Genomic DNA, 13,653 nt, shown 5'->3' with positions numbered 1-13,653 from the left:
AAAATGAGACGCATGTAAAGCGTCTTTACGTTCAGGTTGCGTTGTAGAGACACATTACATGTGTCTCTCGTAATATTTTTATTGCGCGCTAAGCTGGTATTGCTTGGGGCTCACGCCGAATTTCTTTTTAAAGGCTGATGAAAAGTTCGACAGGTTATCATAACCCAGATCGAGATATAAAGATGTGGCATTTTTTCCTTGCGATAATTCCTGCCGGGCTACTTCCAGTTTGCGTTCACGAATGTATCTGCCTGGAGCAATCTGGTACGCTTTTTCAAAGTCGCGTTTAAATGATGCCAGGCTTTTATGGGCCAGAAACGCCAGTTCTCCGAGGGTAAGGTTATTGAAAAGATTGTTCTCCACTACATTTTTTAACAACTGGGCGGGTGAGGGTGCATTGCTTTGTAACAAAGCGATCAATTGCGACCGGTGGCTTTGCAGTAAAACCAGTAATAGCTCTTCTACTTTGTTCACTGCCAATTCATAAGGCAAGTTTTGCTCCTCGTGTATCAAGGCCTGCAAACTTTTAATATAACCGGCCAAATAACTGGTTTGCCTGAACTTGATATAATCCGGTGTGGCGGAAGCTTTGGTATTGAGTTGATGTTTATTTAAAAAAGCAGTAGCCACACTCACCGGGAAAAACACCAGGATGCTGCTATACTGATGTTCGTTAAGGGTATGCTCGGCCATAATGGAGTTGCCCTGAGGTATTACTATACCCTCGCCTGTGGCTACTACGGTGTTATCAGACGGGCGATAAATGGCCTTTTCACCATTGATCACAAAGCTGATGGCATAACAGTTAAATACTACCCGGCTATTTTGCAGACTATCCTGTTCCTGGTAATGTACAAACGAAATATTACCCGCAGTGATCCTGCTTTGGTTTTCGGTAGCTTCGGGTATGTAAATATTAGTCATGCGTAGCAAGTGCTATTTTTATTTCTTTTTAATCAGAATGGTATGCGCCAGTTTATCGGTGCCATCTACCTTACCGGTATATTGAAGCCCTAATATACTTTTTACCAGGTTAAAAACCGCTACGTTTTCGAATGATGGAATAGTGGTATGCTTTTTAAATGCAGGGCCCCAGGCCAGGAAGGTGGCGTGCATATCCTTAACCAGGGTAGGATCGTATCCGTGCCAGCCCTGGTTTATTTTTCTTTTGGATAAGTTAAACACTTTAGGATAATGGGGTATTAGCAATATATCGCCAATGCGATTGTGCCAGTCATCAGCCTGGCCGTAGTGTAACCTGGTGGGGATATTGGTTTTGAGATATACGTCGTAATCAACTGCTTCTTGTTTTAGTTGTTTGTAGGTGGCATCGATATCGGTTTTGTTTTTGGCATAGAGCTCAACCAGGATGCCATCGCCGGAAACCAGAAATTTAGAGGTATCAATAGCTGCGGGAATGCTGATGGGGTGTTCTTTGTCTACATTGGTCATGCCGTGGTCTGATACAAAAATGAAATTGGCTTTAATTCCTGTGGTTTTTACCGCTTTATTCAGTTCATTAACTGCCGAATCTACAAAATGTACTTCGCGGGCTGTTTCTGGTGCGTCGGGGCCATACATGTGTCCGGCGTGATCAACCTGCGGAAAGTAAAAAGTGATCAGGTGGGGGCGCTCAGCCGGTGGCAGTTTTAACCATTTAACTACGGCATCGATGCGATCATGAATATCTATCTTTTCATTATAGGTATAATAATAAGTTGGGCGGATGTTCTGTATAGCCGCCTCTGAAGCTACCCAGTAAAAACTGGCCGAAAGCATACGCTGCTGTTCTGCAAGCACCCATAATGGGGAGCCATAATACCAGGAACCATCGGCTACCTTGTTTTTGGCCCCCATGTAATAAGAATCATGCCGGTCACGATCATAAAAAGCGTTATTAACCAAACCCGAATGAGAAGGATATAGGCCACTCACCAAAGCATAATGATTAGGGAAAGTAACTGACGGATAGGACGGAATCATAGATATAGCTCTAACTCCTTCCTTACTTAAAGCAAGGAGGTGTGTGGCCTGGTATTTTTTAGCATAATCATATCTGAAACCATCTGCCGAAATAAGGATGACGTACGGCTTGTTTTGTTGTTTGGCACTGTTTTTACGACCAGTGGTAATTTTCTGAACGGTATCTGCCTGACTAAATGCGATTATAGCTTGCAAAAGTGCTGCAATGAATAGGATGAGTTTTTTCATACGAAACGATATGTGCAAATTTATATAAATAGCGTTATCGTTTTGATAAGATTGGGTTAAGGTTACCTCCCTCCCAGCAAGAAGAGAGGTAACCGTTATCTTTCTACTTGCGTTTTAAAGCTTCAGTAATGGCCTTTTCTACCAGTGGTTCCATGACTTTGTAACCGGCCAGATTGGGATGTACGCCATCACCTGATAATGTTTTGGGTAAACCTTTGCGTTCATCGACCATGGCTGAAAAATAATCCAGGTAAACCAGGTGATTTTTATCAGCAAAATCTTTGATCATGGTATTCAGGCGTACCACTTTTTCGGCAGGTTCCATCCCCGGGCGCCAGGGGAAATTAAATGCAGGCAATACCGATGATAGAACAACTTTGATACCGGCTGCTCTAGCCAGCAAAGCCATGGATTGTATATTGCCAAAAACATCTTCCAGTTTGATGGGGCCATTGTTTTCGGCAATATCATTAATTCCTGCCAGTATCACTACCACGCCGGGTTTTAAATTGATCACATCATCGCGGAAACGCACCAGCATCTGGGTAGTAGTTTGACCGCTGATACCACGGTTATAATAAGATTTACCTGCAAAAAAAGACGGGTCGTTATTGATCCAGAAATCGGTGATGGAGTCGCCCATGTAAACTACACTTTTCGGGTTAGGTTCCAGTGCAATTACTTTATCATTATCGGCAGCATAACGTTTAATGTTGGCCCAGTCTTTATGCAGCTGTTCATCATATTTTTTACGATTGATCTCTGCCTGTTCTTGTTTTTCCTGCGGCGATTTCGCCTTGGGATCTATCGGTTTTAAAAAGCCCCTAAGGCCCAGCCAGTCGTGAAAGCGTTCTATCCAGGTATCTGTAGGGATATTTTGTTTACGCATCCCAAAGCCATGGCTTCCCTGTGCATATAAATGCAGTTCAGCGCTGTGTTTTGAAGCGAGCCATTTAGAATACAGGTCAACACTATGTGGAGCGAGGTTCAGATCATCGTCAGTTGCCGCGGTCAGGAACATAGGCGGTGCATCTGCAGGGATGGCGGATTGCAGGACGGCAGGAAAATATGGGTAGATTGGTGCCACAAAATCGGGGCGGTTGGCAGGTGTGTATTTATATGCCGAAGCCGCGGCCAAAGTGCCTCCTGCCGAGAAACCCATAATGCCTATGCGTGATGGCGACAGGCCATATTCAGCAGCATGCTCACGTACGTAAGTGATGGCTTGCCTGGCATCAGCAATACATAAAGGGATTATTTTACTTATTTTTTGCTCAAAATCCTTTTTAGCCATGTTGGTAGCAAGTTCTTTCATCGGGTCGTCAGTGAGGCTTTGTGTCAGTCTGTATTTTAATACAAAGGCGGCAATGCCATGCTGGTTAAGCCATTTGGCTACCTCATTGCCTTCGCTATTGATAGATAATACCTCGAAACCACCACCCGGACAAATAACAACTGCCGTGCCTGTGGCAATAGTGGGATCGGGCAAAAATACTTCCATAGAAGGGTGTACTACATTGTAAACCAACTTAACATTATACGCCTTATTTTCACTTTCACCTTCGGTCCAGTTCCAATTTTCGGAGCCCGGAGCCGCACCGGGGTACAATTGGATGATTTTTTGCTGTGCTTTTGCTGTCGTTGCAAAAAGCAACAACCCTATAAATATTAATTTCAGTTTCATATAGTTGGTATGATTGGTAGCTAAATGTAGTGCTTAATTATAATATTATAAAAGCATTTAGCACAGATTGTAGTATCTCTATCCAATCATACTTGTTGTGTAATAATAAGGATACGTAAGGAATATCACTACTATACTGAAAATGTTTTCGTTATATTCATAAAACTGATTTTTTTTGATGTGATGGTATCTGGTAAAATAAACAAGCTGTTCTTTCCTGCCATACTTCCGATATTATTGCTGTCATGCAGCAAGCAGCCTAAAGTTTTTGAGAGCAATTGTAATGATGGAATAGATTTTAAGAAGATTGCATTTACAGAATTGGTTAATCATCTTAAAAATTATAATGGTCAGTACGTGGAGGTTACCGGGAAATATGTAGAGGGTGTTGAGCAATCAGCCTTATTAAACGATAGCCTCTTTGCCGATCATTCCTTAAAAAAGGCGCTTTGGGTTGATTTTAGCCAGGAATGCCCATTATACTTAACCGGTACACGGGTAGGCTTGTTTGAATACAATAATGGAACATTTACCCAGATCAATAAACGATTCATTACTATAAAAGGTAAAATTAATGTTCGTAATACCGGGCACTTAAATAAATATAAAGGTGCTATAGAAAAGGTGAGCTTTATTAAGCTATAATCAAATTGTAAATTTTATTAATTTTTGATAAAGTAAATAACTAATTATAAATTTGCAAGCAGTGTTTGTTAAGTTATAATTAAAAAATAAGCTGTTTTAATAAAACATTAGCTAGCACTTATTGTTTTACCGTTAATAATACATCGCAAAAGGGGCAATTATTATAAAAGCGGAGGTTAAAAAGAAATATATAATTTATTGTTATCAACAAAGGTTTTAAGCATATTAACAGTAATATGTTCGGGATTGCCATTCAAGTTTAAGTCAGGCGAACTGAGAAATCCTTCAATTTCCTGTAGCGTTTCTGAATTTATAGAGGCAAAACCCATTGACCAATCCGGAAAGTTTCTTTTTTCGATAATTCCGGAAGCCAGTTTAATGATGTTTTTGTGTCTGATATCTAGTTCAATAACCTTGTAAATCAGTTCAATGGAACCTTTTTCGCCCTCCAGAACCTGCATAAACGTACCCTGACAATACAGCAACATGCCTGTAACGTTGTACTTTTTATTTTTGGTGCGTGCGATAGTAAGTAACTCTAAAAGCTCGTCTTCAGTCATCAGCCTTTTGGCCGTGCTTACGTAAACAATATATTCCATCTAATAGGGGCTTGCTATCCGAATAAGTACATATTATGTACGCAAACGGATGCCTGCAAATATTGTTTTTTTTTGTGCGAAAATTGTCTTATTTTCTACTTATTTGTAGTAAAATGTTAAACACCAGCGTTGTTAACACACTTGCTCAGATAATGAGTTTCAGGCCATCATAAGCCAGTTCAATATTCTCCGGTAGTTCTTTTGAAACGTCGAAATGAGTACCTAAACGATGGCTGATATGTGTAAGATAGGTTTTTTCGGCACCTATTTCATTTGCAAAATTGATGGCCTCATCAAGGGTGAAATGAGATATATGGCTTAGCTTTTGCAAGGCGTTAATCACCAGGATTTTTGTTCCTTTTATCTTTTCTTTTTCCGTTCCTGGTATTGTTTTGGCATCAGTGATATAAGTAAAATCCTTTATTCTGAAACCTAATATGGGCAGTTTGTAATGTAAAACCTCAATGGGGATAAATATGGTATGGCCGATTGGAAAGGGACGAAGGTCAATCGGGTGTACCACTACCTGAGGTATGCCAGGGTACCCAGTTCCGTCAAAAACGTAAGGAAACTCGCGTACCAGTGCTTTTTGTACCCTTAAATCAGCGTAAATATCAACCGGACTGTTTTGTTTATAGTTGAACGCCCTGATATCGTCCATACCGGCAATATGATCCTTATGTTCGTGGGTAAATACAATGGCATCCAGGTGCTTTACGCCGGCGCGCAGCATTTGATGCCTGAAATCGGGCCCGGAGTCAACTACTATGGTTTTATCCTCAGTCTCTATTAAAATGGAGGTGCGTAAGCGGTTATCGCGGGTATCTGTTGATGTACATACCTCACAGCCGCAGGCTATAACAGGTACACCCTGTGAAGTTCCGGTTCCTAAAAATGTTATGGTCACAGCTGCAGTTTAGTTTGTTTGATCTCCTGCAAAAACGCAACCTGTTTTTCGTCAAGCAGTTTGTAATCTACTTCAAGTTCACGCAACATTTCAACGATGGCTAATATTTTACTTTCCAGGTTCGAGAAACGGTTAACAATTACCATACGACTGCTGAGCAACAGGCAGGAACCCGTTTTAAAATTGCCTTTCTCATACCGCACTTTGTATCCGGCCGATTTAAGCAGCATTTCCAGTTTTTCAAGCGTATGATTGGTAGCGGGTAGCATTATTCCAAAATTAACAAAAGTATGTGTAAATGCACTTTGAATTTGGGGAATTTTGAAAAGCTGACTTTCAGATTGCCGCGGATAGGTGTGATGTATTTCGACACTTTTGTACAGAAGGTTATATCATGCAGGATAAAAGCTGGTAATGCAGATTAAATCAACGTTGCTATTCAATAATCTGCACATCTGTATTTTTTGCACATCCACACATCGATCTAATCATGCCCTGTTGCCGGTTGCTGAACCATATGGTACTTGCCAGATTTGATGAGCTTTTGCTGTTCGGGCGAAAATAACTGGCGCCCGCCAAAATCCTGTACCCAGTAATTCCGGTACATGGCAACGCCTACTTCCTTAAAGTCGGGATTCATGAGGTTTTTGCAATGCCCTTCACTTTTAAACCAGCCGTCCATTACTTCGGCAATACTCTGTTGCCCGGCGGCTATGTTTTCGCCAATGGCAAAACTTTTATACCCCTTAAATTTATAGCCAGCAGCAACTATACGGTCTTCCATACTGCGGCCATCCTTGCTGGTATGGTCAAAGTAATTTTGCCGGGCCATGTCTTTGGCGTGTCCTTCGGCAGCATCCTGCAAGTCATCATTCCAGGTTAAAGCTGGGGCAGGAGCGTAATATTTTATACCACAATTACAGCCCTTTTGCCTGATTAAGTTTATACGGTATAAAAACTCATTTTTAAATTGCCTGCTTTGCCCATAAGTTGTACAAAATGTAAGTAATGTAGTAAAAGTAAAAATGGTTTTAACGATCAGTTTCCTCATATCTTTTCAGTATGACAATTTTCCGGGGAAGTGGTTTAATTAAAGTATCCTGGCGATATAAGCAACGTTATGATCGTGTTTTTCTTATGCGTAACCGCCATTTACTGAGTTTGCGACGCCTTGAATAAATGATCACAGCTATTGAGATCAGCGCAAGCGATATAACCAATACTACAACGAGGCTATGCGTTTGACGGAGCTTGTTTTGGAGGTTTTTTTCTTGTTGGAGGTAAGTGCTTTTTTTTTGACGATGACCGAATCTCGTTTTTTAACCTGGATGGAATCCTGTGTATTGATACGAGCCAGGCGGTCAATTTCTGCCTGGTGCAGGCTATCATCAATCTCCTCATGCCGTTTTATGGCCAATGAGGCTTTATCAAAATCGTTCATTTGCCGGTATAAGCCGGCATAGCCTACCTGCACGGCCGATTCATTTTTAGGGTCTTTGTTTTTAATGGAAAGTGCCAGTGCTTCATTCAGATCATGCATGGCCCATTTGTAATCTTTCATATCAGCCTTTATAGCCGAAAGCTCAATTAAGGACGCAATGATGTTAGGTGCGTCTTTTTTCTGACGGGATATGCCGTTCGATTGAAGAATGAACCACTTGGCCTGGACATATTTGTATTGTTGACGATAAATTTTTGCCAGATTATTATAACAGGTACGTAAACCCAGGGAGTCTGAAAGATTGGAGAAATTATGCAGGGCCAGCATGGTATAGTTTAGGGCCTCGTACTGGTTATAATACCTGAAGCGCCGGCTTTTGATCGTATCATTTTTTAATAAATACTGGTTAGCGATCTCCATATATATGGGGCCTTTTAACGAATCTTTGGTGACTTGCAGCTTTTGCTTAAGACTATCCAGATCATGTGCCTGCGCTGATAATCGCAGTCCGGCTAGGAGGATAAAAAGGCAGGTAATCAGTTTCTTCATGTAAGGGTTATCGTATCAACAGTTAATTTGAATATACCCCTTCAAATAGCGTGCCTGTTTCCTGTTTATTAATCTAAATACAGGTGATATTGAGCGATTTGTAATTTTTTATACCTTAAAGATATTTTTCTAATCAAGTTTAATCTTAAACATTAACCGGTAGAAGAGACCATCTTTTTGCAAAGTGGGGATGGTATAGTAAATAGTACAGTAATTTATAAAATTACCTGCTCGTATTTATTAATAGACATCTGCAACCATTTTACCTTATTCATTAAAAGGTTAAATAGGGATATACCCACTGTAGCAGTAGTAATGCCTGCCAATACATCCAATACATAATGGTGACTGGCATAGACGGCAGTAAACCAAATACCCAGCATTACAATGGCAAAGAAAATACTGGCAATTTTGTACCGGTTTTTTATACCGTAATACAAAACAATAACCGGGTAAGAGGAGTGAAGCGATGGCATGGCCGCGAACACATTGGAGCCTTTGGTATAAATGGATTTGAAGATACCTGCATGAAAATAAGCATCAAACTTAGCCAGGCCAGCAACATTGCCCGCTGTGAGCGGTGTAAAATGGAAACCATAGTATTGAACATACCATGGCGGTGCAGCCGGGAAGGTATAATAAATTACAAAACCCAACAAATTCACCAGTACAAAAGTGAGCGAGAAATATAAAAACTGCCGTTTGTTTTTAAAGAATAGAAAGGCGGCAAAACCTAAAGGTACAGGTATCCAGCACAGGTAAAATAGTCCAGTTACTACATCTATAAACGTTGTGCCATGAATGCGCCAGTATTCATTAGGAGTTAACAATTTACCATTGTCATGTATCCCGAAAATGTGCTTTTCAAAATTGTACAGATCGGCTATATGAACGGCGGTATAATGGTAATTGGGGAAAGCCTTCATGTAGTCAAATATGATCCAGTATACAATGAATATGCTGAAGCCTAATATGAACTTACGCGTAACGGCAGATAGGTAAAAGAGAGTGTTAAATATTGCTACTAGAACCAGTTCAGAGGAGTTATAGCCGATAAGGAAGTAAGAGATCAGTAAATAACCTATTGAAAGAAGTGAAACAGTGAGTATGCTTTTTGGATTAACTGTTACGCTATGATGCCCGGTATTATCCACCTTTATTTTTTTAGAAAGCCTGAACGGAATATTTTGTCCCATAGCGGCGAACTCACACCGTAACCTTTTTCAGGATCCTGGTAATGATGCAGCATATGGTGTTGTTTTATTTTTTTGAAGAGGCCGCTTTTAAAGTTAAAATGATGCATAGCATAGTGCGATATATCATAAAATAAATAGCCTAATATAAAACCTGGGAAAAAACCGAATATATAGTTTACAGGTAACAACGCTTTAAACAAAAAGTAAAAGCCGGTAGCCAGTGGAATACTTAATGAAGGTGGCAATACCAAACGTTTGGCATCGCTAGGGTAATCATGATGTACACCATGCATAATAAAATGCAGCCTTTGCGCCCATTTCCAATTTTCATTTGGCTGGTAGTGGAAAACGAAACGGTGCATAATGTATTCCACAATGGTCCAAACAAATAAACCGCCTAAAAATAAACCAGCATATAGAAAAAAGTTCATTCCTGCTTCAAAAAAGGCTTCGTAAGTACATACCAAAATAACAGGCACAAAAATATACAAGGGTACGGTATAATGTACCTTTGATAAACCTTCAAAAAAGTCGCTTTTAAACATTCTCACAGACTCCTGAGAATTGGAGACATAATTCTTTTTCATAGCATATCAGGTTTTAAAATTTTAATGATTTCTCTGCCTGTTATTGTCTTTTTAATAATATAAGTTAGTAAAACCTAACCAGGTTCAATTTTAATAAAGATTTACTCACATGTAAATACCTTTATTAAATTGTTACGAAGATATGATATTTAGCCCGGTTTTGAGTGCCGAGTTTTGAGTTTGGATTTGAGTAATTATTTTGAGAACTCATCACTCAAAACTTTACCACTTAAAACTAATTATCTTTTCTCTGCTTCAATTAAAGCTCTTTTAGCCTCTCTTAACCGGTTAAACGCAGTAATATTAGTAAGTACAGCCAGTATCACTAATGGAATGGTGAATATAGATATGGTTTCAAACACGTGAAACTTAATACCGGGTATAAACAATTTATAGTTACCGCCAATGTACTGCGCTACTATACCACTTAAAGCGGCGCATAAGCCAATGGTTACTACACGCTCTGGTCTTTGCATTAAGCCCCCTTTAACCTCTACACCTAAGCCTTCGGCACGGGCCCTTACGTAACTAACCATCATGGAACCTATCAGAGCAATAAAGGCAGCTATGGAGCTTACAAAATAATGATGGGCAACAAGGTAATAACAGATACCCAGGAACATGATCAACTCACTGTAACGATCCAATACAGAATCATACAAAGCGCCAAAGGTTGATTTCATATTACCCAAACGGGCTACCTGTCCGTCGAGCATATCGAACAGGCCCGCAAACAAGATTAAGCCACCAGCCCAGCCCACGTAACTTAGGTCGCCTCTGTTGCCCTCTTCGGCACCCAATATAAATATGGCGGCTACACCTACATTTAATACAAAACCAATTGAAGTAACTGCATTTGGGGTTAACCCAACCTTGATAAGAATTTTTACAAAGGGATCAATAACCTTGTAAATGCCTAACTGTAGGTTTGTTCTTATGGATGTTTGCTGTTCCATTTTTTTGTATTTATTGTGCTGTACAAAACTAAAAATCAAATTTAACACGAACACGGATACCATCACGAGGTACATCCGGGTGGTCTAGATAATTAAATCGCCTCACGTAATCAATCCGTATAAATTTAAATATATTTTCGATACCAACGCTACCTTCAACATAAGGAGTACGATCTAATGTATAGGTTAAAGGCACTCCCTTATCATCAACCGGGAACTGGTATAATGATGGATGTAATGCTGGATTATTTCTGTCGGTTAAACCACCATACAGTACTTTTGCCGAAAAAACTTCACGCCATTTTAATTTTTTCAACAACGGTACTTTGTTAAAAAAGAAACCGCCAAAGTGATGATCGATCCTGAAGCTTTCATAATGATCACTAACAAACTCCATAAAGTTCATCAGGTTATATGAATCAATATCATAAGCATAAGTTTGATTAGCCTGGTGAATGGTTAACAGCGGAAATGGCACTGTACCGAATATTTTACCGGCTGCAAGACTAATGTCTGAATAACCAAGCTGCGATAAGTATAAACGCTTATCGATCCTGAAATCAAGCTTTTGATAGTTGTACTGGCCGTTGAAAAGGTTCTTAACACCAGCAGCGTAATCAAGCTCAAGTGTCGGGTATTTATTCGGGATCGGTACCCTGTAAATTTTACCCTGATAAAATTCTTCATGCGGAGACCAGCGTATACTGCCGGTAAGCTCCGTAGTAGTAAGCGCGTTTATTGAATTAGGTTGCCCATTTATGGTATTGTTGAAATACAACGAACCTGCCGGCGATTGTCTCCAGTTTTTAAATCCACCGCTAAATGACAAGTGGCTTTCCAACTCATGAACATAATCTAAACGATAAAAATCATTGTACAGGTATTTATCATTTGTACCACGTTTAAATGACAGCAAAAAGTTATCTTCCTGCACAAACTGGAGGTTTGCACCTGGTATTTTAGTATCTTTCTGGTAACTTACCCTGATATAATTTTGCGGGAATTTGTATATAGATTTGTTGTTAAGCGAGTAGGTAGCACTTAAAAAATATTTCCATTTCTCGTCCTTAAAACCATAGGCGGCATAAGTTTCAAAATAGTAGCGCTTGCTTAATTCAGGTGTGGTACGGCCACCAATTCTCAAGCGCAAACCTTCAACGGGGTTAAAACTATAGAACGTGTTGGCAGGGCCAATCTCAAACTTGCCGAAGCCTTTATAACCAGCGAGCAAAAGTGTTGCAATATCTACCGTACGTTTGTATGATGGCATGTTCCTTAGGCTATCTACGTTCTTGTAAACTTTAGATTCGGCCGTTGTTAAGGTATCCAGGCGATTGTGCTCCCAGAATGAAGCAGGTCGACTTTTTGCCTCATCTGTTGATTCTTCTGATTGTTTAGTGTAAGCCGTATCCGGTCGGGGATGATTCACTACGTAGTTTTTATACGTAATAGTGCGCATACCCAGCAGCCCGCTTTTACCCTCTTTTTTGGTAGCACCAAACTCGGCTATGGTATTGCTGCGGCTCAGGTGGTAACGATTGTCGGGGTTTTGTTCAAAATCCAGATCAACCTCCATAGAGCGTATAAAGTTGATATTAATGTGTTTATTGATCTTCAACACCGCTTTTTGTACCGCATAGTTACCATCAAGGGTAATATATATCATCCCTTCAAAAAGTACATCGTTACTATTACGCGGCGTAAAGCTCAGCTCAACCAATTTTTGGTTCTTGGCATCGGTAATAGTATCGGTTATGAAGAATTTATAATAGTTTGGAGAATTATTAGATATCGGGCTTAAAAACTGACTGGTAATTAAAAAGATATCATTGTCATAGATATCCACATTGTTGTACAGGTGTTTAAAATATTGTTTAACACCTTCATTATCAACTGCAGGACCGAAGTTTACCCCACGTTGGCCTAAAATCACCTCGCGTTTCTTTTCGGGGTTTTTGCGGTAGTAGTTTTGTGAAAGTTTTTCGTCGAGATAAACCGGTAATATCGATTTTCCGGGTAAAATGCTACTGTCACGGTTGTCGATAATGAACTTGTATTTTTTGAAGAATTTTCTGTCTGAAAACGCGGCTGATACGTTGATGAACCCGAACATCATTTTATCATACTCGCGGTATTCTACATAGTCATAAGCCTCAGGGCGGTTTTTGGGTTTGTTTTCAATAACCTGGCGTATCAATTCCACAGCGGGATTATCCTTGTTACGATATTTAGGTTTTTTTCCCGATTTGATAACCACCTCGTTCAATTGCTTGGCCGAAGGGAAAAGCTTTACATTAATGACCTGTTCTTTGCCTGGCTCAACAGATAAAAAAGCATCTTTATAACCTAAAAAAGAAATTTTTATTTGCTTAAGTGTAGCGTTTGTGGTCGAAAGTCGGTATTTACCATTATTATCGGTGGGTACACCAATTGTTGTGCCTGTAAATGAAACGGCGACATAAGGAAGTGTTTGTTTATTACTGGCATCAGTAACCGTACCGGTTATAACAGTAGTTTGCGCAAATAATGATGAAGCAGAAAAAAAGAGTATTAAAAGAAATAAACTTTTATAAAAATTTTTAAAATCCATGTACTTTATGCAATTATGCAAATACAAACTCTTTGTTTTATCTCCAATCCCCTTATTATCTGTGACAAACTATCTGCATCATTTGTAGTGATGCGGACAGCTAATTGTTATTTTAAAGCACAAATCGTCGTAACTAATACCAATTAAATCGATATTTCTTTACCTCCTGTATAACGGCAGGAATAGTTCGCCAAAGCTTATTTTGCACTGGCGTAGCTATCCCATTAGCTTGTAATTGCGCTTCAAAGGTAGAAAAATTTATTACAGACTAATGTGGTCAAAAAGTCA

At 39.7% G+C, this 13,653-nt stretch carries 13 protein-coding genes; 1 reads left to right on the top strand and 12 read right to left on the bottom strand.

Annotation, left to right across the window (positions count from 1 at the left end; genetic code table 11):
• Positions 1-78: 78 nt before the first annotated feature.
• The 3 genes from BW976_RS11510 to BW976_RS11500 form a co-directional block, all read right to left on the bottom strand.
• Positions 79-924: a helix-turn-helix domain-containing protein gene (locus BW976_RS11510; protein WP_076373445.1), complete on the bottom strand. Its 846-nt coding sequence runs from the start codon at positions 922-924 to the stop codon at positions 79-81.
• A gap of 18 nt (positions 925-942) precedes the next feature.
• On the bottom strand, positions 943-2,211 hold the full coding sequence (locus tag BW976_RS11505; RefSeq protein ID WP_076373444.1) for an alkaline phosphatase family protein: 1,269 nt from the start codon (positions 2,209-2,211) through the stop codon (positions 943-945).
• A 103-nt stretch (positions 2,212-2,314) separates the two neighbouring features.
• Positions 2,315-3,895, bottom strand: a complete 1,581-nt coding sequence (locus BW976_RS11500; RefSeq protein WP_076373443.1) for a GDSL-type esterase/lipase family protein — start codon at positions 3,893-3,895, stop codon at positions 2,315-2,317.
• Between the two features lie 183 nt (positions 3,896-4,078).
• Between BW976_RS11500 and BW976_RS11495 the strand changes: the two genes are divergently transcribed.
• Positions 4,079-4,540, top strand: coding sequence for a hypothetical protein (locus BW976_RS11495; RefSeq protein ID WP_076373442.1), 462 nt, complete (start codon positions 4,079-4,081; stop codon positions 4,538-4,540).
• A 176-nt stretch (positions 4,541-4,716) separates the two neighbouring features.
• Here the strand turns inward: BW976_RS11495 and BW976_RS11490 are convergent, their stop codons facing one another.
• The 9 genes from BW976_RS11490 to BW976_RS11450 all read right to left on the bottom strand — a co-directional run bounded on the left by BW976_RS11490 (position 4,717) and on the right by BW976_RS11450 (position 13,365).
• Positions 4,717-5,139: a BLUF domain-containing protein gene (locus BW976_RS11490; RefSeq protein ID WP_076373441.1), complete on the bottom strand. Its 423-nt coding sequence runs from the start codon at positions 5,137-5,139 to the stop codon at positions 4,717-4,719.
• 145 nt (positions 5,140-5,284) lie between these two features.
• Positions 5,285-6,046 carry an MBL fold metallo-hydrolase gene (locus tag BW976_RS11485; RefSeq protein ID WP_076373440.1) on the bottom strand — a complete coding sequence of 254 codons (762 nt, stop codon included), beginning with the start codon at positions 6,044-6,046 and terminating at the stop codon, positions 5,285-5,287.
• A complete protein-coding gene (locus BW976_RS11480; protein WP_076373439.1) occupies positions 6,043-6,315 on the bottom strand; it encodes a hypothetical protein in 273 nt (90 codons plus the stop codon). The genes BW976_RS11485 and BW976_RS11480 overlap by 4 nt, the downstream gene beginning before the upstream one ends.
• Positions 6,316-6,530: 215 nt before the next feature.
• Positions 6,531-7,097 carry a CAP domain-containing protein gene (locus BW976_RS11475; RefSeq protein ID WP_076373438.1) on the bottom strand — a complete coding sequence of 189 codons (567 nt, stop codon included), beginning with the start codon at positions 7,095-7,097 and terminating at the stop codon, positions 6,531-6,533.
• A gap of 171 nt (positions 7,098-7,268) precedes the next feature.
• A complete protein-coding gene (locus tag BW976_RS11470; protein WP_076373437.1) occupies positions 7,269-8,036 on the bottom strand; it encodes a hypothetical protein in 768 nt (255 codons plus the stop codon).
• Positions 8,037-8,251: 215 nt separating this feature from the next.
• Complete coding sequence (locus BW976_RS11465; protein WP_084192163.1) at positions 8,252-9,232, bottom strand: phosphatase PAP2 family protein; 981 nt, start codon at positions 9,230-9,232, stop codon at positions 8,252-8,254.
• On the bottom strand, positions 9,193-9,819 hold the full coding sequence (locus tag BW976_RS11460) for a sterol desaturase family protein (RefSeq protein WP_076373436.1): 627 nt from the start codon (positions 9,817-9,819) through the stop codon (positions 9,193-9,195). The genes BW976_RS11465 and BW976_RS11460 overlap by 40 nt, the downstream gene beginning before the upstream one ends.
• Before the next feature lie 239 nt (positions 9,820-10,058).
• Complete coding sequence (locus tag BW976_RS11455) at positions 10,059-10,775, bottom strand: CDP-alcohol phosphatidyltransferase family protein (RefSeq protein ID WP_076373710.1); 717 nt, start codon at positions 10,773-10,775, stop codon at positions 10,059-10,061.
• 28 nt (positions 10,776-10,803) lie between these two features.
• A complete protein-coding gene (locus BW976_RS11450) occupies positions 10,804-13,365 on the bottom strand; it encodes a DUF5686 and carboxypeptidase-like regulatory domain-containing protein (protein WP_076373435.1) in 2,562 nt (853 codons plus the stop codon).
• Between the last annotated feature and the right edge of the window lie 288 nt (positions 13,366-13,653).

The organism is Mucilaginibacter lappiensis, from assembly GCF_900155965.1.
GTDB classification, from domain to species: Bacteria; Bacteroidota; Bacteroidia; order Sphingobacteriales; family Sphingobacteriaceae; genus Mucilaginibacter; species Mucilaginibacter lappiensis.
The sequence above is the reverse complement of the archived record's forward strand: the minus strand, read 5'-3'. Positions and strand labels throughout refer to the sequence as shown.